18 protein-coding genes are annotated in these 17,169 nt (G+C 71.4%); 10 read left to right on the forward strand and 8 right to left on the reverse strand.

Annotation, left to right across the window (positions count from 1 at the left end; genetic code table 11):
• Window positions 1–11 precede the first annotated feature (11 nt).
• Window positions 12–2,402 carry an ATP-binding cassette domain-containing protein gene (locus FYX01_RS24395; RefSeq protein ID WP_150245670.1) on the forward strand — a complete coding sequence of 797 codons (2,391 nt, stop codon included), beginning with the start codon at window positions 12–14 and terminating at the stop codon, window positions 2,400–2,402.
• An 87-nt stretch (window positions 2,403–2,489) separates the two neighbouring features.
• Here the strand turns inward: FYX01_RS24395 and FYX01_RS24400 are convergent, their stop codons facing one another.
• Entirely contained in the window at window positions 2,490–2,876 is a 387-nt protein-coding gene (locus FYX01_RS24400; protein WP_150245673.1) for a TIGR02391 family protein, read from the reverse strand.
• A 167-nt stretch (window positions 2,877–3,043) separates the two neighbouring features.
• Complete coding sequence (locus FYX01_RS24405) at window positions 3,044–3,409, reverse strand: ArsR/SmtB family transcription factor (protein ID WP_150245676.1); 366 nt, start codon at window positions 3,407–3,409, stop codon at window positions 3,044–3,046.
• Window positions 3,410–3,463: 54 nt separating this feature from the next.
• On the opposite strand from FYX01_RS24405, the gene FYX01_RS24410 reads away from it, so the two are divergent.
• A complete protein-coding gene (locus FYX01_RS24410) occupies window positions 3,464–4,237 on the forward strand; it encodes an SDR family NAD(P)-dependent oxidoreductase (protein WP_150245679.1) in 774 nt (257 codons plus the stop codon).
• 351 nt (window positions 4,238–4,588) lie between these two features.
• On the opposite strand, the gene FYX01_RS24420 is transcribed toward FYX01_RS24410, so the two are convergent.
• From FYX01_RS24420 to FYX01_RS24435, 4 genes are all read right to left on the reverse strand, one after another.
• Entirely contained in the window at window positions 4,589–6,166 is a 1,578-nt protein-coding gene (locus tag FYX01_RS24420) for an MFS transporter (RefSeq protein ID WP_150245682.1), read from the reverse strand.
• 165 nt (window positions 6,167–6,331) lie between these two features.
• Window positions 6,332–7,117: a maleylpyruvate isomerase family mycothiol-dependent enzyme gene (locus FYX01_RS24425; protein ID WP_150245687.1), complete on the reverse strand. Its 786-nt coding sequence runs from the start codon at window positions 7,115–7,117 to the stop codon at window positions 6,332–6,334.
• Window positions 7,118–7,138: 21 nt separating this feature from the next.
• A complete protein-coding gene (locus FYX01_RS24430) occupies window positions 7,139–7,933 on the reverse strand; it encodes a Mut7-C RNAse domain-containing protein (protein ID WP_150245721.1) in 795 nt (264 codons plus the stop codon).
• The gene (locus FYX01_RS24435; protein WP_150245690.1) at window positions 7,933–8,121 is read right to left on the reverse strand and encodes a hypothetical protein; all 189 of its coding nucleotides are present in this window, start codon (window positions 8,119–8,121) and stop codon (window positions 7,933–7,935) included. Before FYX01_RS24435 ends, FYX01_RS24430 begins: the two co-directional genes overlap by 1 nt.
• A 39-nt stretch (window positions 8,122–8,160) precedes the next feature.
• On the opposite strand from FYX01_RS24435, the gene FYX01_RS24440 reads away from it, so the two are divergent.
• The gene (locus FYX01_RS24440) at window positions 8,161–8,703 is read left to right on the forward strand and encodes an MOSC domain-containing protein (RefSeq protein ID WP_150245693.1); all 543 of its coding nucleotides are present in this window, start codon (window positions 8,161–8,163) and stop codon (window positions 8,701–8,703) included.
• A gap of 110 nt (window positions 8,704–8,813) precedes the next feature.
• The gene (locus tag FYX01_RS24445) at window positions 8,814–10,196 is read left to right on the forward strand and encodes an FAD-binding oxidoreductase (protein WP_150245696.1); all 1,383 of its coding nucleotides are present in this window, start codon (window positions 8,814–8,816) and stop codon (window positions 10,194–10,196) included.
• Between the two features lie 54 nt (window positions 10,197–10,250).
• On the opposite strand, the gene FYX01_RS24450 is transcribed toward FYX01_RS24445, so the two are convergent.
• The gene (locus FYX01_RS24450; RefSeq protein ID WP_150245699.1) at window positions 10,251–10,766 is read right to left on the reverse strand and encodes a GNAT family N-acetyltransferase; all 516 of its coding nucleotides are present in this window, start codon (window positions 10,764–10,766) and stop codon (window positions 10,251–10,253) included.
• Window positions 10,767–11,140: 374 nt separating this feature from the next.
• Here FYX01_RS24450 and FYX01_RS24455 point away from each other — a divergent pair, with 374 nt between their 5' ends.
• From FYX01_RS24455 to FYX01_RS24470, 4 genes are all read left to right on the forward strand, one after another.
• Window positions 11,141–11,842: a hypothetical protein gene (locus FYX01_RS24455; RefSeq protein WP_150245703.1), complete on the forward strand. Its 702-nt coding sequence runs from the start codon at window positions 11,141–11,143 to the stop codon at window positions 11,840–11,842.
• Window positions 11,843–12,045: 203 nt separating this feature from the next.
• The gene (locus FYX01_RS24460) at window positions 12,046–12,591 is read left to right on the forward strand and encodes a type 1 glutamine amidotransferase domain-containing protein (protein WP_150245706.1); all 546 of its coding nucleotides are present in this window, start codon (window positions 12,046–12,048) and stop codon (window positions 12,589–12,591) included.
• Between the two features lie 3 nt (window positions 12,592–12,594).
• Window positions 12,595–13,086 (forward strand): MOSC domain-containing protein, encoded by a 492-nt coding sequence (locus FYX01_RS24465; RefSeq protein ID WP_394350505.1) that lies wholly within the window; start codon window positions 12,595–12,597, stop codon window positions 13,084–13,086.
• Between the two features lie 110 nt (window positions 13,087–13,196).
• Window positions 13,197–14,579 (forward strand): FAD-binding oxidoreductase, encoded by a 1,383-nt coding sequence (locus FYX01_RS24470; protein ID WP_150245696.1) that lies wholly within the window; start codon window positions 13,197–13,199, stop codon window positions 14,577–14,579.
• Between the two features lie 54 nt (window positions 14,580–14,633).
• Here the strand turns inward: FYX01_RS24470 and FYX01_RS24475 are convergent, their stop codons facing one another.
• The gene (locus FYX01_RS24475; protein ID WP_150245699.1) at window positions 14,634–15,149 is read right to left on the reverse strand and encodes a GNAT family N-acetyltransferase; all 516 of its coding nucleotides are present in this window, start codon (window positions 15,147–15,149) and stop codon (window positions 14,634–14,636) included.
• Window positions 15,150–15,523: 374 nt separating this feature from the next.
• On the opposite strand from FYX01_RS24475, the gene FYX01_RS24480 reads away from it, so the two are divergent.
• A complete protein-coding gene (locus FYX01_RS24480) occupies window positions 15,524–16,225 on the forward strand; it encodes a hypothetical protein (protein ID WP_150245703.1) in 702 nt (233 codons plus the stop codon).
• A 203-nt stretch (window positions 16,226–16,428) separates the two neighbouring features.
• Complete coding sequence (locus tag FYX01_RS24485) at window positions 16,429–16,974, forward strand: type 1 glutamine amidotransferase domain-containing protein (protein WP_150245706.1); 546 nt, start codon at window positions 16,429–16,431, stop codon at window positions 16,972–16,974.
• Window positions 16,975–17,169: the final 195 nt, after the last annotated feature.

Below are 17,169 nucleotides of genomic sequence, written 5' to 3' on the forward strand. Positions count from 1 at the left end.
ATGGAGACACGATGAACATGTCCACGAGGACGGACACGCAGCCGTCCGCGCCGCACGTGGCCGACGGCCACGACCTGATCCGCGTGCACGGCGCGCGCGAGAACAACCTCAGGGACGTCAGCGTCCAGATCCCCAAGCGCCGACTGACGGTGTTCACCGGCGTCTCCGGTTCGGGCAAGAGCTCGCTGGTGTTCGACACGATCGCCGCGGAGTCGCAACGGCTGATCAACGAGACCTACAGCACCTTCGTGCAGGGCTTCATGCCGACGCTGGCACGGCCCGAGGTCGACGTGCTCGACGGACTGACGACCGCGATCATCGTCGACCAGGAGCGTATGGGCGCCAACCCCCGCTCCACCGTCGGCACCGCCACCGACGCCAACGCGATGCTGCGTATCCTCTTCAGCCGACTCGGGCAGCCCCACATCGGCCCGCCCAACGCGTTCTCCTTCAACACCGCCTCGGTCCGGGCCAGCGGTGCGGTCACCGTCGAGCGCGGTGACCGCAAGACCGTGAAGCAGACCTTCACCCGCACCGGCGGCATGTGCCCGCGCTGCGAGGGCATGGGCAGCGTGACCGACATCGACCTGACCCAGCTCTACGACGACTCCAAGTCGATCGCCGAGGGCGCGTTCACCATCCCCGGCTGGAAGTCGGACAGCTTCTGGACGGTGCGGGTCTACGCCGAGTCGGGTTTCGTCGACCCGCACAAGCCGATCCGTGAGTACACCGAGGAGGAGATGCGCGACTTCCTCCACAAGGAGCCGGTCAAGGTGAAGGTCGAGGGCGTCAACCTCACCTATGAGGGGCTGATCCCCAAGATCCAGAAGTCGATGCTGTCCAAGGACAAGGAGGCGCTGCAGCCGCACATCCGGGCGTTCGTGGACCGGGCGGTCACCTTCACCGCCTGCCCCGAGTGCGGCGGCAGCCGGCTCAGCGAGGCCGTCCGCTCCTCACGGATCGGCGGGGTCAACATCGCCGACGCGTGCGCGATGCAGATCAGCGACCTGGCCGCATGGGTGCGTGGCCTCAACGAGCCGTCGATGGCACCGCTGCTCACCACGCTGGGGCACACCCTGGACTCGTTCGTGGAGATCGGCCTCGGCTACCTCTCCCTCGACCGCTCCTCGGGCACGCTGTCGGGCGGTGAGGCGCAGCGCACCAAGATGATCCGCCACCTGGGCTCCTCGCTCACCGACGTCACCTACGTCTTCGACGAGCCCACCGTCGGCCTGCACCCCCATGACATCCAGCGGATGAACGACCTGCTGCTGCAGTTGCGCGACAAGGGCAACACGGTGCTCGTGGTGGAGCACGAACCCGAGACGATCGCGGTCGCCGACCATGTCGTCGACCTCGGCCCCGGCGCGGGCACCGCCGGTGGCGAGGTGGTGTTCGAGGGCACCGTCGAGGAACTGCGGGCCAGCGGCACCCTCACCGGCCGCCATCTCGACGACCGCGCCTCCCTCAAGGAGAGCGTGCGCAAGCCCGCCGACGCGCTGAAGATCCGCGGCGCGAGGGCGCACAACCTGCGCGACGTCGACGTCGAGGTCCCGCTCGGTGTGCTGTGCGTCATCACCGGCGTGGCGGGCTCGGGCAAGAGTTCGCTCGTGCACGGGGCGATCCCCGCCGGGGAGGGTGTGGTCTCGATCGACCAGGGCGCGATCCGCGGTTCGCGCCGCTCCAACCCGGCGACGTACACCGGGCTGCTCGACCCGACCCGCAAGGCGTTCGCGAAGGCCAACGGCGTGAAGCCGGCGCTGTTCAGCGCCAACTCCGAAGGCGCCTGCCCCAACTGCAAGGGCGCCGGGGTCGTCTACACCGACCTGGCGGTGATGGCGGGTGTGGCCACCACCTGTGAGGAGTGCGAGGGCAAGCGGTTCCAGGCTTCGGTGCTGGAGTACCACCTCGGCGGCCGTGACATCAGCGAGGTGCTCGCGATGTCGGTGGCCGAGGCCGAGGAGTTCTTCGGCGCCGGCGAGGCGCGCACGCCGGCCGCGCACAAGATCCTCGACCGGCTCGCCGACGTCGGGCTCGGCTACCTCAGCCTCGGGCAGCCGCTCACCACGCTGTCCGGCGGCGAGCGGCAGCGGCTCAAGCTGGCCACCCGTATGGCTGAGAGGGGCGGGGTCTACGTCCTCGACGAGCCGACCGCCGGCCTTCACCTGGCCGACGTGGAGCAGTTGCTCGGCCTGCTCGACCGGCTCGTCGACTCCGGCAAGTCGGTCATCGTCGTCGAGCACCACCAGGCGGTCATGGCGCACGCCGACTGGATCATCGACCTCGGTCCCGGTGCGGGCCACGATGGTGGCCGGATCGTCTTCGAGGGCACGCCCGCTGACCTCGTCGCCTCCCGTTCCACTCTCACCGGTGAGCATCTCGCGGCCTACGTCGGCACCTGACCGGGCTCCTCGCGGGCGGCGTGGCTTCGGGAACGAGGAACATCCGAACGAAAACCCACGCCCTTGGGCAACAGCAGGAGTAGCCGGTCAGGGCAGGCGGGTGACGGTGGCTGCGTCAAGACGTCGGTGCATGAACGACAGGGTGGAGAACAGGTCGAGGGCCTCCGGTTCGGGGATGCGCCATCCCGCGGTGGCGCGCGGGGTGTGCGCCGGCGGGTTACGGAAGGTGCCGAATACGCCCTTGAGGAGGTTGGCGAACCCCTTGTGCTCGCTGATCTCGCTCTCGGTGGCGAAGCCGTTGACGCGGACCAGGGGCGGCTGCCTCCTCGTGCTGAAGCAGAAGTCGACCAGGTCGGCTCCACCAAGTGCGGATCCCGACATCTCGCGCAGCCGTTCGGCCAGTCCCTTGGTCGCCTCGACGACCGCGTGGAACACCGACCGGCGCAGGATCTCCTCCTCGCAGTACCCGATCACCTGGGGTGGGCCCCACGGCGCCGGAGTTGGCTCTGTGGTCGGCCTGCCAGCCTGGCGACCTCGTCAAGGTTGAAGGTCTATCACTCATCAGTGGGGATGAGTGCGGCAGCGGCCTCCATGTCGGCCTGGGTGGGCAGGGTGTGGCGGCGGGTGGTCTCCAGTCGCTGTCAGCGGCAAGCGGCCGTGGATCCGGCGCAGGGTGCGAGGTGGACGCCGCCGCCCACGTCCTCGGCGTCGGCCGCCCCCAGCATCGCCCCGACCAGCCCGGGGAAGCGCTCGTCCAGGTCCTGGCGGCGCAGCGTGACGAAGCAGCGGGTGCCCTCCTGGCGGGTGCGGGTCACCCCCGCATCGCGCAGGACCCGCAGGTGGTGGCTGAGCGTCGACTTGGCCACCGGCGCCCGCAACTCTCCCCACCCGCGCTCGGCGCCGTCGGCGAGCACCCGCACGAGCCCGATGCGCAACGGGTCGCTGAGCGCCGCCATCACCTCGGGCAATGACAGTTCCTCGATCGCCGGGTGGTGTGCGCGTCTCATGCCCCCCATGCTAGCTTGTTCGATATTCGACGAACAACGAACAAAGGGGTCGGGTTGACCGAGCCGCAGCACCACCAGCACACCGACCTCAACGGCCGGGTCGCCATCGTCACCGGCGCCGGATCGGGCATCGGCCGGGCCACCGCGATCGCCATGGCCCGCGCCGGAGCCCGCGTCCTGGGAGTGGGCCGGCGCCACGAGGCGCTCCAGGCCACCGCCGCCCACCACCCCGGCATCGCCGCCCACCCCGCCGACCTGCGCGCCCCCGACGCCCCCGCCCGGGTGGCCCAGGCCGCGACGCAGCGGTGGGGCCGCATCGACGTGCTCGTCAACAACGCCGGCGCCACCGCGATGATGCCGCTGGCCGAGACCGATGCGGACCGCATCGCCGCGCTGTTCGCGCTCAACGTCACCGCCCCCAGCCTCCTGGCCGCCGCGGCCCTGCCGCACCTGCGCGCCCGGAGGGGAACGATCGTCAACGTCTCCAGCACTTATGGCCACCGGCCGCTGCCCGGAGCCGCCCACTACGCGGCCTCCAAGGCCGCCATCGAGCAGTTGACGCGCTGCTGGGCGCTGGAACTGGCCCCCGAGGGGGTGCGGGTCAACGCCCTGGCGCCGGGCCCCACCGAAAGCGAGGCGCTGTCGGCAGCCGGGCTCACCGAGGCCGACGTGGCCCGGGTCAAGGAGACCGAGGCCGCGCAGATCCCGCTGGGCCGCCGCGGTGAACCCGACGAGGTCGCCCAGTGGGTGCTGCGGCTCGCCGACCCGGGCACGACCTGGCTCACCGGGCAGGTCCTCACCATCGACGGCGGCCTCGAACTCACCTGATCCCGGGCCGCGCCCCAGGGATGCGGCCCCGGGGAACCGGGGGCGGGGGGAGCGGGGCCTGCCCCGCTGACACCAGGTGCAGATCCACCGCTGACATCGAGCCGCAGACGCTCACCGACCACCCTTTTCGTGAGGGTGTCGGGCGTCGGCATGTCTGCGGTGCCCCACCCCCGCGCGGCAGCGCAGGGCCCGGGACCGCTCCTCCCCTATGTCCGGGCCGTCGACACCGCACCGGTCGAGGTCCTGAGCCTGTTCGGCAGGCAGGGCGAGCGCGCGCACCTTCGTGCCCGCCCCAGGGCGGGACACTCTTCCGAACAGCGGGACTGAGAGGCGGTGGCGCGAGGGGACGCCTCAGGTCCTGGTCTGGTCCCTGTCGTCGGGCCGGTCGTGTCCGTCCTCGCGCAGAGGGGTGCGTTCGGTGGTGCCCGGCTCGCGCAGGAGCGTGGCGGCCGTGAGGGTGACGGCTCCCAGCAGTACCGCCAGCACGATGGTGCTCACCTGCATCCCCTGCACGAAGGCCTCCCGTGCCACGGCGAGTAGCTGTCCGCCGCTGGAGCCGGTCATTTCTCCGGCAGCGGCCACCGCGCCGCCGAGGGTGTCGCGTGCGGCCTCGACCGCATCCGGCGGTGTGTCCTCGGGAAGGGCGGCCCCGGTGACCTGGCGGCGGTAGACGGCGGCGCCCAGGCTTCCGGCGAGCGCCACTCCGAGTGCGATGCCCAGTTCGTTGCCGGTCTCGGCCGTGCCCGAGGCCGTTCCGGCGCGTTCGGGCGGGGCGCTGCTGATGATCATGTCGTAGGTCAGCACCATCGCGGGGTTGAGCGCGAGGTTGAGCAGGGTGAACCCGGCCACGGTCAGGGCCAGTCCAAGAGGGCCGGCCGCGGCGATCAGGAGGAGGCCGACCACTCCCAGGGCGAATGCCCCCGTGATCACGCGCACCGGTCCCATCCTGCGGGAGAACAGGGGGACCAGCAGGTTCGCGGCCACGCCCGCGGCCATCGCGGGCACGGTCCACAGCCCGGCCGCCAGGGGGGACAGGCCCAGCACCAGCTGGAGGTACTGCATGACGAAGAACTGGATGGCGCCCAGGACGAACAGTCCGGTGGTCTGGGCTCCCAGGGACACGCTGAAGCCGCGGTGGGAGAAGAGTTCCAGGTCCAGCAGCGGATCGGCCAGCCGTCGCTGTCGCCGGACGAAGACCCATCCGAGGAGGACTCCGGCGGCGACGGAGAGCAGGGACGTCGCGGTCGGGCCGTCCTTGGCCATTTCCTTGATTCCGTACACCACGGGCAGGATCGAGGCGATCGCCAACACGACGCTGACCAGGTCCGGGCGGCCCGCGTCCGCGGAACGGTACTCCGGTAGCACCAACGGGCCCAGGACGAGCAGTACGAGCATCACCGGTACCGCCGGCAGGAAGACCGAACCCCACCAGAACGCCTCCAGCAGGGCGCCGCCCACCAGCGGTCCGACGGCGCCCCCGAGCATGAAGTTGGCCGACCACACCGCGATGGCGAACCTGCGCTGTACCGGATCGCGGAACATGTTGCTGATCAGCGACAGGGTGGAGGGCAACAGGGTGGCCCCGGTGATGCCCAGGAGGGCGCGGGCCAGGATGAGTATCTCGGCGCTGGTGGCCAGGGCGGCGAGCACCGAGGCGGCGCCGAAGGCGAGTGCTCCGGTCAACAGCAGCCTGCGTCGGCCGATCCGGTCACCCAGCGTTCCCATGGCGACCAGGAGTCCGGCGATCATGAAGCCGTAGATGTCCACGATCCAGAGCACCTGTGTACTCGTGGGCTGCAGGTCGGTGCTCAGGTGCGGCACGGCCAGGTGCAGCACGGTGAAGTCCAGTGCGATCACCAGTGCGGGCAGGGACAGTACGACCAGTCCCACCCACTGACGTGCTCCCGCCCGGTGTGCGGCCTCGGGCATGGTCGGGTCTCCTTGGTCGTTCCGGATGCCGTCACGAGACTAAAAGCTCAAGTTGACTTGAGGTCAACCCGGGGAGGGGCTCGCCGCGCACCCGTGGGGCTGGACCGTCTCCTGCTCTTCCGCCTGCGGGGGCGGGAACGGGCTGGGGAAGGCGCCTGCGGTGTCTCAGCGGCGCCACTGTACCCGGGCTCGCTCGCGCCACAGCGCCAAGGCCCCTCGGTCGCCGGTGACCGTGCACCGGCCTCCGTCGGACCGGTTCCACAGCAGGAGGTACAGCTCGTGCACCGGTCCGGTCACGGTGGTGTCGGCGTCGGGGCCGGTTCCGCGCGTGCTCGTGCGCCCTGTGGGGGTCAGCGACATCGTCCAGCCCTGCCCGGTGTCGGTGGCCTCCAGGCCCAGCACCAGCGGGGGATCGGCCACCAACGGGCCGCCGGGTCTGGCGAAGAAGCCCAGGAGGAGCTCCTCCACCCCGTCGGCGGCCAGTGCCGGTGCGACGGGATCGGCCGCGCCCGCCTCAGGTGCAGGGGTGTGCTCGGGGTACGCCGATTGGGCGTCGACACGGTGGATGGTGGTCTCGTGGGCCTGGCGGCGCGCCCAGAACGCCAGGGGTGAGGGCGCGGGCAGGAACGTGAGGCACTCGGTGTCGGGGGCGGCGTCGGCGAGGGTGCCCACCAGATGGGTGTGGCCGTCGCGGAACCAGTCCAGGAGGGTGTCGTCTCCGGGGTGGGGGAACACCGCCCCGGCGGTCCGGCCCCGTACCGGTGGCCCGCCGTTGCCGGAGGCCACGTGCGCCGCGGCCCAGCGGTGTACCTGGCCGGTGTGGGAGAGCAGGTCGCGCACCCGCCATCCGGGGCAGGTGGTCACCACGGCGTCGAGTCCGGTGGCGTCGGCGGAGTCGGCCATCAGTCGGCCTTCACGGTCCAGGGCGGCGATGTGCGCGGTGACGTCCACGCCGACATGGTGGCACACCGGCTACCGCGGATCCGCCCCTGGGTCGGGGGTTCCGCGGGGTCGTTCCCGGCCTGTGGCAGGCCCCGTGCTCAGGGGGGAGGTGGGGCGTTCGGAGGTGAACTCCTGGGCCTGGCGCACGATCCGGGCCAGGTGTGGGTGGTGGGCGCCGGGCCAGTACACCCGGCCGCAGGAACGGCAGCGCGAGAACGCCTCGTAGGTGGCGCGGGTGCCCGGTTCCAGTCGGCCCTGGACCTGGTGTTTGGCCACCGGTGCCAGCGCGCCGTTGCACGCCGGGCACCGTGTCCACGGGCGCAGTGGCGGAGCGAACCGCTCCAGGACCTCGCGCAGCTGGTCGTCGGGGCGGTCCTGGTGTATGTGGGCGCCCGCTCGCAGGCTCCGGCGGCGCAGGAGTCCGCGGTCGCGGGTGAGGAGCACCCTCTCCTCGTCGTTGGCCTGTTCCACCAGTTCCTCGTCGTCGCGGTCGTTGTCGTAGGCGGTGTCCACGCCCAGCAGGCGCAGTCGGCGGGCCAGGGTGCCCAGGTGGACGTCGAGCAGGAACCGCGTGTGGTCGAAGGGCGGGGCCTGGGGGCGTCGCACGGCCAGGACGTCGACGGCGTCGCCCGGGGCCGGGCGGTGGGAGGGCGGGCGCGGGTGGCCGTTGACGTGCAGGGATCCCACCTCGGTCAGCGGCACGCCCAGTGACTGTACGACGTGGCCCAGGGTGGAGGTGGGCTCCGTCTCCACGTGCACCGGTCCGTGTCTGCGCCGTGGGACGAGGAAGAACCGTAGTTCGGGCGCGAAGCGCAGGTCCAGCATCACCCGTTCCATCCCTCCAGCATGCCACGGGGATGCGGTGTGTTCCTGGTGGGCGAGGCCGGCAGGGCGGGGTCGGCGCGCACCTCGATCCCGGTGGCGCGGCCGTCCGGCACGGTGAACACCAGTGCCGCGTAGGGGCGTCCCCCGCGTGGGGAGACGGGTCCGGGTGCGCGGTGTACGGTCACCATGCGCAAGGCTGGGCCAGGCGCGAGAAGGAGGGGCGTTTCATGGATCCTGTGGTGCAGTCGGTCAGCAGCAGTGCCGGGCACACCTTCAGCAAGGGTGTCCTGCCTGGGATCCGTCTCCTGGCGGGGCTGGGTGTGGAGGGCGACGCCCACCTGGGCACCACCGTCCAGCACCGCTCCCGGGTGGCCGCGGACCCGACTCAGCCCAACCTGCGCCAGGTCCACCTGATCCACGCCGAGCTCTTCGACGAGGTCGCCGGGGCCGGGTTCTCGGTCGGTCCCGGCCAGTTGGGGGAGAACGTCACCACGCGCGGTGTGGACCTGCTGGCGCTGTCGGCCGGCACCGTTCTGCGCTTCGGAGACCGGGCCGGCGTCCAGATCACCGGTCTGCGCAATCCGTGCCTGCAGATCGACGGCTTCCGCGAGGGGCTGCTCAAGCAGGTCGTCCACCGCGGTGAGGACGGCGCGGTGGTACTCAGGGCCGGGGTGATGGGCATCGTCCTGACCAGCGGACCCGTCGAGCCCGGCATGCCCATCCACGTACAGGTGCCCGAAGGGCCCCACGTGCCTCTGGAGCGGGTCTGAGGTCCGGTTTCGAGCCGGGGCGGTGGCGCCTTTGGGGCGGGGTGTCCGGTTAGAGTGCTGGCGGCGTCGGCGCAGCGGAGCGTCGGAGCACAGTGGTGAGGAGGATGCCCATGTCCGGGATCGCCGAGGGGTTGAGGGCAGCGGTCGGCGCGGAACAGGTGGTCACCGACCCCCAGGTCATGGAGGGCTACTCCCACGACGAGGCCGAGTGGGCCGCCCACGGCCGCCCCGCCGCGGTCGTGCGCCCGCGTGGGACCGCCGACGTCGCGGCCCTGGTGCGCGTGTGCTCCGAATTGGGCGTTCCGGTGGTCGCGCGCGGCGCGGGCACGGGGCTGTCGGGGGCGGCCAACGCCGTGGACGGCTGGGTGGTGGTCTCCTTCGAGCGGATGAACCGGGTCCTGGAGGTCGACCCCGTCCAGCAGACGGCCACCGTGCAGCCCGGGGTGGTCAACGACGACCTGCGTGCGCGGGTGGCCCAGGACGGCCTGTGGTACCCGCCCGACCCCGCCTCCGCCCCCTGGTCGACCATCGGCGGGAACGTGGCCACCAACGCGGGCGGTCTGTGCTGCGTCAAGTACGGGGTCACCCGCGACTACGTGCTGGGCATGGAGGCGGTCGTGGGCTCGGGTGAGGTGGTGAGGCTGGGCCGCACCACCGCCAAGGGGGTGACCGGCTACGACCTGTGCGGGCTCATGGTGGGCTCGGAGGGGACCCTGGGCATGATCACCGAGGTGACGCTGCGGATGCGGCCGCTGCGCACCGGCACCGAGCACACGGTGGTGGGCTACTTCGACTCGCTGGTGGAGGCCGGGCGCGCGGTGGCGGCGGTCTCGGCCGCCGGGGTGGTCCCCTCGGCGATGGAGCTGATCGACCGGTTCTGCCTGCAGGCGGTGGACTCCTGGAAGAACATGGGTCTGTCCGCCGAGGGTGAGGTGCTGCTGCTGGCACGCAGCGACCAGCCCGGGGCCGCGGGTGAGCAGGAGGCCGACCGCATCCTGGAGTGCTTCCGGGGGGAGGGGGCGGTCTATGCGGTGCGCTCCACCGACCAGGAGGAGGCCGAGGCCCTGTTCGCGGCCCGCCGTCTGGCCTATCCGGCGCTGGAGCGGCTCGGTCCGCTGCTGACCGAGGACATGTGCCTGCCCAAGGCGAAGCTGCCGTTGATGTTGGAGCGTATCGAGCGGATCGGGGAGCGTTTCGAGACCCGGATCGGCAACGTCGCCCACGCCGGTGACGGCAACCTGCATCCGCTGTTCGTCGTTCCGGCCGGGAACGAGGCCGCCAAGAAGCGCGCGCAGGAGGCCTTCGAGGTGATCGTGGAGGAGGCGCTGGCTTTGGGCGGCACGGTCACCGGTGAGCACGGCGTGGGTCTGTTGAAGATGCGCGGCGCCGCCAAGGAGATGGGACCCCAGGTCCTGCGGATGCACCGGGCGGTCAAGGACGCCCTGGACCCGCGGGGGATCTTCAACCCGGGCAAGGTCTTCACGATGGAGTGAGCGCGGACTGTGCGGGAGGCGCCGTACGGCGCCTCCCGCACAGTCCGGTGCGGATCAGATGCCGAACGGTGCGGCGTAGCGGACGGTGCCGCCGGGCAGCGGGTGCTCAGCGTCCAGGGCCAGGGCCATCAGGGCTTCGTCGGGGACCTCGATGCTCAGCCCGATGCCGTACCGCGAGGCGCGGGTGAAGCCGAACCGGGGATAGTACCCGGGGTGTCCCAGGACGAGGACGAAGCGCTCGCCCTCCTCCTCGGCGGCCCGCAGGGCGGCACGGATGGCCGCCGATCCGGCGCCGGTGCGCTGGTGCGGGGGCAGTACCGCGCAGGGGGCCAGGCACAGGGCGGGGGTGCGGTCGATGTGGCAGCGGGTCAACAGCGCGTAGCCCACGGGGGCGTCGCGTTCGTCGGTGGCCACGGTGGACAGGCCCGGGATCCAGGCCGGGTCGGTGCGCAGGGCGTCGACGAGGTCGGCCTCGGCCGGGGTGTCGAAGGCCGCGGCGTTGATGGCGTGGACGGCGGGGATGTCGGCGTCGGTCTCCACGCGGGTGTTCCAGGTGTGGTGTGCGCTCATGGTGACAGGCCTTTTCCGGGGAGGGTTTCCGCTGAGGTGGTACCGCGCGGGCGCGTGCGGCTCACAGCGCGGAGGGGTTCAGGCCGGGACCCGGGGAGTGGAGGGGTCGCCGATACCGCTCGTGGTGGTTCGTGCCACGCTCATCGGCCCCATCTCCCGTCTCACCTGGCTCCTGTCAGAGCGTGGACGACGCTAGCACACGGGCGGGCCCGCGCCTTCCGGGTGTGCTGTCGCGCCGCACCGGTTCGCTCTCCCGCTCCGAGACGGGCGGGAAACAGGCCCGAACCGCGTGGGAGAACGGGAACCAGACCGGGAGTGGTCCGCGTCTCAGCGGGGAAGACGGGGAAAGCCACACTTCGGACGAGGAGCCCCCCATGGAGAGTCCCACTGTCCTGGTCCTGATCATCGTGGTCCTGACGGTTGTCGGTGCCGGTGCGATGGCGGTCGCGGGTTCGGCCGCCGAACGCCACCGCTCCCGGGCCCTGGCGGCCTGGGCCAGACGCCGGGGGTGGCGCTATGACCGGGAGCGTCCCGAACTGGTCGACCGGTTCGACGGCGTCCCGTTCCTGGAGCGACGCTCCAACGCCCGCGCCAGACACGTGTTGTGCGCCGAGCGGCGCGGCCGTCGGGTCATGGTCTATGAGTACGGCTACACCGCTCCCCACCCCCAGCACCGCAACCGGACCGTCGCGCATGTGTACACCGTGGCGGTGGCCGCCCTGCCCGAGTCCGTGCCGCTGTTGCAGGTGGAGGCGGCGGGCGCTTCCCCGGCCCCGCCGCCCCGTCCGGTGGACGCACACCCCTGGGTGTCGGATCAGGACGAGTTCGACGAGCGGTTCCGTGTGGCCACCGGCGGCGACGCCTTCGCCGGAACCGTGCTGGGAGAGGGCACGCGCGCCTGGCTGCTGTCCCGGCAGGGCCCTGTCCCGTTCCGCTTCGCCGGCCAGTACCTGCTCTCCTGGGAACAGGGGCGCCTGGACGCCGAACGGATCCAGGAGCGGGCCGACGCCGTGATCGACCTGTTGGAGCGGATCCCCTCCGGAGTGTGGGAGGGCACCCAGGGCAGCCTGGGCTAGAGCCTGCACGAACGTGTGCACGGGTAGGCGAGACCGCGCCGGTCACCCCGCCCGGGTCCTCGTGCGTGGGTGTGCGGTTTCCGGGTGCACCGTGTGCGGATGCCTCGACCGTGCGCTAGGTCATGTGAGCGGGGAGGCCCGCGCGGGTAGGTGCGCCAAAGCGGCACGAAAGGGTGCCGAGAAGTCGAGCTGAGGGGGTAGCCATGGCCGACACGCTCAACGGCCGCCGGATCGCGGTTCTGGCGGCGAACGGTGTCGAGCAGGTGGAGCTCGTCAAACCGCGCGAGGCGCTGCTGGAGGAGGGCGCCGACATCGACCTGGTCTCGCTCAAGCCCGGGAAGATCCAGGCGATGAACGGCGACATCACGCCGGCGGACCAGTTCGCGGTGGACCGGGTGGTGTCCGAGGTGGAGGCGGGGGACTACGACGCCCTGGTGGTCCCGGGCGGGACCGTCAACCCGGACAACCTGCGTCAGGACGAGAACGCGGTGGGATTCGTGCGCGACTTCGTGGAGTCGGGCAAGCCCGTGGGCGCCATCTGCCACGGGCCGTGGATCCTGGTGGAGGCGGACGTGGTGCGGGGGCGCAGGGTGACCTCCTATCCCAGTCTGCGCACCGACATCCGCAACGCGGGCGGAACCACGGTGGAGGAGGAGGTGGTCACCGACCAGGGGATCACCACCAGCCGCAACCCCGACGACCTGCCCGCGTTCTGTGAGCGCATCGTGCGGGAGTTCGCCGCGAAGTAAGGGGTGTCCCCGGACCACGACGGTGACTCCGTCGCGGTCCGGAAGACGGCAAGGGCCCCGGGTCTGGTTGAACTGCTCCCTGGAAGTTGGACTGGAAATCCAGTTCCATCGACCAGGGAGCAGTCCCATCAGAGCGAACAGCACGCTCACCCCCTCCCAACGCTCGCCGGGGCCGGGTTCTCGGTCGGTCCCGGCCAGTTGGGGGAGAACGTCACCACGCGCGGTGTGGACCTGCTGGCGCTGTCGGCCGGCACCGTTCTGCGCTTCGGAGACCGGGCCGGCGTCCAGATCACCGGTCTGCGCAATCCGTGCCTGCAGATCGACGGCTTCCGCGAGGGGCTGCTCAAGCAGGTCGTCCACCGCGGTGAGGACGGCGCGGTGGTACTCAGGGCCGGGGTGATGGGCATCGTCCTGACCAGCGGACCCGTCGAGCCCGGCATGCCCATCCACGTACAGGTGCCCGAAGGGCCCCACGTGCCTCTGGAGCGGGTCTGAGGTCCGGTTTCGAGCCGGGGCGGTGGCGCCTTTGGGGCGGGGTGTCCGGTTAGAGTGCTGGCGGCGTCGGCGCAGCGGAGCGTCGGAGCACAGTGGTGAGGAGGATGCCCATGTCCGGGATCGCCGAGGGGTTGAGGGCAGCGGTCGGCGCGGAACAGGTGGTCACCGACCCCCAGGTCATGGAGGGCTACTCCCACGACGAGGCCGAGTGGGCCGCCCACGGCCGCCCCGCCGCGGTCGTGCGCCCGCGTGGGACCGCCGACGTCGCGGCCCTGGTGCGCGTGTGCTCCGAATTGGGCGTTCCGGTGGTCGCGCGCGGCGCGGGCACGGGGCTGTCGGGGGCGGCCAACGCCGTGGACGGCTGGGTGGTGGTCTCCTTCGAGCGGATGAACCGGGTCCTGGAGGTCGACCCCGTCCAGCAGACGGCCACCGTGCAGCCCGGGGTGGTCAACGACGACCTGCGTGCGCGGGTGGCCCAGGACGGCCTGTGGTACCCGCCCGACCCCGCCTCCGCCCCCTGGTCGACCATCGGCGGGAACGTGGCCACCAACGCGGGCGGTCTGTGCTGCGTCAAGTACGGGGTCACCCGCGACTACGTGCTGGGCATGGAGGCGGTCGTGGGCTCGGGTGAGGTGGTGAGGCTGGGCCGCACCACCGCCAAGGGGGTGACCGGCTACGACCTGTGCGGGCTCATGGTGGGCTCGGAGGGGACCCTGGGCATGATCACCGAGGTGACGCTGCGGATGCGGCCGCTGCGCACCGGCACCGAGCACACGGTGGTGGGCTACTTCGACTCGCTGGTGGAGGCCGGGCGCGCGGTGGCGGCGGTCTCGGCCGCCGGGGTGGTCCCCTCGGCGATGGAGCTGATCGACCGGTTCTGCCTGCAGGCGGTGGACTCCTGGAAGAACATGGGTCTGTCCGCCGAGGGTGAGGTGCTGCTGCTGGCACGCAGCGACCAGCCCGGGGCCGCGGGTGAGCAGGAGGCCGACCGCATCCTGGAGTGCTTCCGGGGGGAGGGGGCGGTCTATGCGGTGCGCTCCACCGACCAGGAGGAGGCCGAGGCCCTGTTCGCGGCCCGCCGTCTGGCCTATCCGGCGCTGGAGCGGCTCGGTCCGCTGCTGACCGAGGACATGTGCCTGCCCAAGGCGAAGCTGCCGTTGATGTTGGAGCGTATCGAGCGGATCGGGGAGCGTTTCGAGACCCGGATCGGCAACGTCGCCCACGCCGGTGACGGCAACCTGCATCCGCTGTTCGTCGTTCCGGCCGGGAACGAGGCCGCCAAGAAGCGCGCGCAGGAGGCCTTCGAGGTGATCGTGGAGGAGGCGCTGGCTTTGGGCGGCACGGTCACCGGTGAGCACGGCGTGGGTCTGTTGAAGATGCGCGGCGCCGCCAAGGAGATGGGACCCCAGGTCCTGCGGATGCACCGGGCGGTCAAGGACGCCCTGGACCCGCGGGGGATCTTCAACCCGGGCAAGGTCTTCACGATGGAGTGAGCGCGGACTGTGCGGGAGGCGCCGTACGGCGCCTCCCGCACAGTCCGGTGCGGATCAGATGCCGAACGGTGCGGCGTAGCGGACGGTGCCGCCGGGCAGCGGGTGCTCAGCGTCCAGGGCCAGGGCCATCAGGGCTTCGTCGGGGACCTCGATGCTCAGCCCGATGCCGTACCGCGAGGCGCGGGTGAAGCCGAACCGGGGATAGTACCCGGGGTGTCCCAGGACGAGGACGAAGCGCTCGCCCTCCTCCTCGGCGGCCCGCAGGGCGGCACGGATGGCCGCCGATCCGGCGCCGGTGCGCTGGTGCGGGGGCAGTACCGCGCAGGGGGCCAGGCACAGGGCGGGGGTGCGGTCGATGTGGCAGCGGGTCAACAGCGCGTAGCCCACGGGGGCGTCGCGTTCGTCGGTGGCCACGGTGGACAGGCCCGGGATCCAGGCCGGGTCGGTGCGCAGGGCGTCGACGAGGTCGGCCTCGGCCGGGGTGTCGAAGGCCGCGGCGTTGATGGCGTGGACGGCGGGGATGTCGGCGTCGGTCTCCACGCGGGTGTTCCAGGTGTGGTGTGCGCTCATGGTGACAGGCCTTTTCCGGGGAGGGTTTCCGCTGAGGTGGTACCGCGCGGGCGCGTGCGGCTCACAGCGCGGAGGGGTTCAGGCCGGGACCCGGGGAGTGGAGGGGTCGCCGATACCGCTCGTGGTGGTTCGTGCCACGCTCATCGGCCCCATCTCCCGTCTCACCTGGCTCCTGTCAGAGCGTGGACGACGCTAGCACACGGGCGGGCCCGCGCCTTCCGGGTGTGCTGTCGCGCCGCACCGGTTCGCTCTCCCGCTCCGAGACGGGCGGGAAACAGGCCCGAACCGCGTGGGAGAACGGGAACCAGACCGGGAGTGGTCCGCGTCTCAGCGGGGAAGACGGGGAAAGCCACACTTCGGACGAGGAGCCCCCCATGGAGAGTCCCACTGTCCTGGTCCTGATCATCGTGGTCCTGACGGTTGTCGGTGCCGGTGCGATGGCGGTCGCGGGTTCGGCCGCCGAACGCCACCGCTCCCGGGCCCTGGCGGCCTGGGCCAGACGCCGGGGGTGGCGCTATGACCGGGAGCGTCCCGAACTGGTCGACCGGTTCGACGGCGTCCCGTTCCTGGAGCGACGCTCCAACGCCCGCGCCAGACACGTGTTGTGCGCCGAGCGGCGCGGCCGTCGGGTCATGGTCTATGAGTACGGCTACACCGCTCCCCACCCCCAGCACCGCAACCGGACCGTCGCGCATGTGTACACCGTGGCGGTGGCCGCCCTGCCCGAGTCCGTGCCGCTGTTGCAGGTGGAGGCGGCGGGCGCTTCCCCGGCCCCGCCGCCCCGTCCGGTGGACGCACACCCCTGGGTGTCGGATCAGGACGAGTTCGACGAGCGGTTCCGTGTGGCCACCGGCGGCGACGCCTTCGCCGGAACCGTGCTGGGAGAGGGCACGCGCGCCTGGCTGCTGTCCCGGCAGGGCCCTGTCCCGTTCCGCTTCGCCGGCCAGTACCTGCTCTCCTGGGAACAGGGGCGCCTGGACGCCGAACGGATCCAGGAGCGGGCCGACGCCGTGATCGACCTGTTGGAGCGGATCCCCTCCGGAGTGTGGGAGGGCACCCAGGGCAGCCTGGGCTAGAGCCTGCACGAACGTGTGCACGGGTAGGCGAGACCGCGCCGGTCACCCCGCCCGGGTCCTCGTGCGTGGGTGTGCGGTTTCCGGGTGCACCGTGTGCGGATGCCTCGACCGTGCGCTAGGTCATGTGAGCGGGGAGGCCCGCGCGGGTAGGTGCGCCAAAGCGGCACGAAAGGGTGCCGAGAAGTCGAGCTGAGGGGGTAGCCATGGCCGACACGCTCAACGGCCGCCGGATCGCGGTTCTGGCGGCGAACGGTGTCGAGCAGGTGGAGCTCGTCAAACCGCGCGAGGCGCTGCTGGAGGAGGGCGCCGACATCGACCTGGTCTCGCTCAAGCCCGGGAAGATCCAGGCGATGAACGGCGACATCACGCCGGCGGACCAGTTCGCGGTGGACCGGGTGGTGTCCGAGGTGGAGGCGGGGGACTACGACGCCCTGGTGGTCCCGGGCGGGACCGTCAACCCGGACAACCTGCGTCAGGACGAGAACGCGGTGGGATTCGTGCGCGACTTCGTGGAGTCGGGCAAGCCCGTGGGCGCCATCTGCCACGGGCCGTGGATCCTGGTGGAGGCGGACGTGGTGCGGGGGCGCAGGGTGACCTCCTATCCCAGTCTGCGCACCGACATCCGCAACGCGGGCGGAACCACGGTGGAGGAGGAGGTGGTCACCGACCAGGGGATCACCACCAGCCGCAACCCCGACGACCTGCCCGCGTTCTGTGAGCGCATCGTGCGGGAGTTCGCCGCGAAGTAAGGGGTGTCCCCGGACCACGACGGTGACTCCGTCGCGGTCCGGAAGACGGCAAGGGCCCCGGGTCTGGTTGAACTGCTCCCTGGAAGTTGGACTGGAAATCCAGTTCCATCGACCAGGGAGCAGTCCCATCAGAGCGAACAGCACGCTCACCCCCTCCCAACGCGAGACCGCGATAGCGTGGTTCGAACAGGGCAT

This window comes from Nocardiopsis quinghaiensis (assembly GCF_008638365.1).
Lineage (GTDB): Bacteria > Actinomycetota > Actinomycetes > Streptosporangiales > Streptosporangiaceae > Nocardiopsis > Nocardiopsis quinghaiensis.

Bases quoted from the DNA above. Each gene is read 5' to 3' on its own strand.
- FYX01_RS24395 (WP_150245670.1), top strand. From the start codon at position 12: ATGAACATGTCCACGAGGACGGACACGCAGCCGTCCGCGCCGCACGTG.
- FYX01_RS24405 (WP_150245676.1), bottom strand. From the start codon at position 3,409: ATGAGACGCGCACACCACCCGGCGATCGAGGAACTGTCATTGCCCGAG.
- FYX01_RS24420 (WP_150245682.1), bottom strand. From the start codon at position 6,166: ATGCCCGAGGCCGCACACCGGGCGGGAGCACGTCAGTGGGTGGGACTG.
- FYX01_RS24430 (WP_150245721.1), bottom strand. From the start codon at position 7,933: ATGCTGGACCTGCGCTTCGCGCCCGAACTACGGTTCTTCCTCGTCCCA.
- FYX01_RS24435 (WP_150245690.1), bottom strand. From the start codon at position 8,121: ATGGTGACCGTACACCGCGCACCCGGACCCGTCTCCCCACGCGGGGGA.
- FYX01_RS24440 (WP_150245693.1), top strand. From the start codon at position 8,161: ATGGATCCTGTGGTGCAGTCGGTCAGCAGCAGTGCCGGGCACACCTTC.
- FYX01_RS24445 (WP_150245696.1), top strand. From the start codon at position 8,814: ATGTCCGGGATCGCCGAGGGGTTGAGGGCAGCGGTCGGCGCGGAACAG.
- FYX01_RS24450 (WP_150245699.1), bottom strand. From the start codon at position 10,766: ATGAGCGCACACCACACCTGGAACACCCGCGTGGAGACCGACGCCGAC.
- FYX01_RS24455 (WP_150245703.1), top strand. From the start codon at position 11,141: ATGGAGAGTCCCACTGTCCTGGTCCTGATCATCGTGGTCCTGACGGTT.
- FYX01_RS24460 (WP_150245706.1), top strand. From the start codon at position 12,046: ATGGCCGACACGCTCAACGGCCGCCGGATCGCGGTTCTGGCGGCGAAC.
- FYX01_RS24470 (WP_150245696.1), top strand. From the start codon at position 13,197: ATGTCCGGGATCGCCGAGGGGTTGAGGGCAGCGGTCGGCGCGGAACAG.
- FYX01_RS24475 (WP_150245699.1), bottom strand. From the start codon at position 15,149: ATGAGCGCACACCACACCTGGAACACCCGCGTGGAGACCGACGCCGAC.
- FYX01_RS24480 (WP_150245703.1), top strand. From the start codon at position 15,524: ATGGAGAGTCCCACTGTCCTGGTCCTGATCATCGTGGTCCTGACGGTT.
- FYX01_RS24485 (WP_150245706.1), top strand. From the start codon at position 16,429: ATGGCCGACACGCTCAACGGCCGCCGGATCGCGGTTCTGGCGGCGAAC.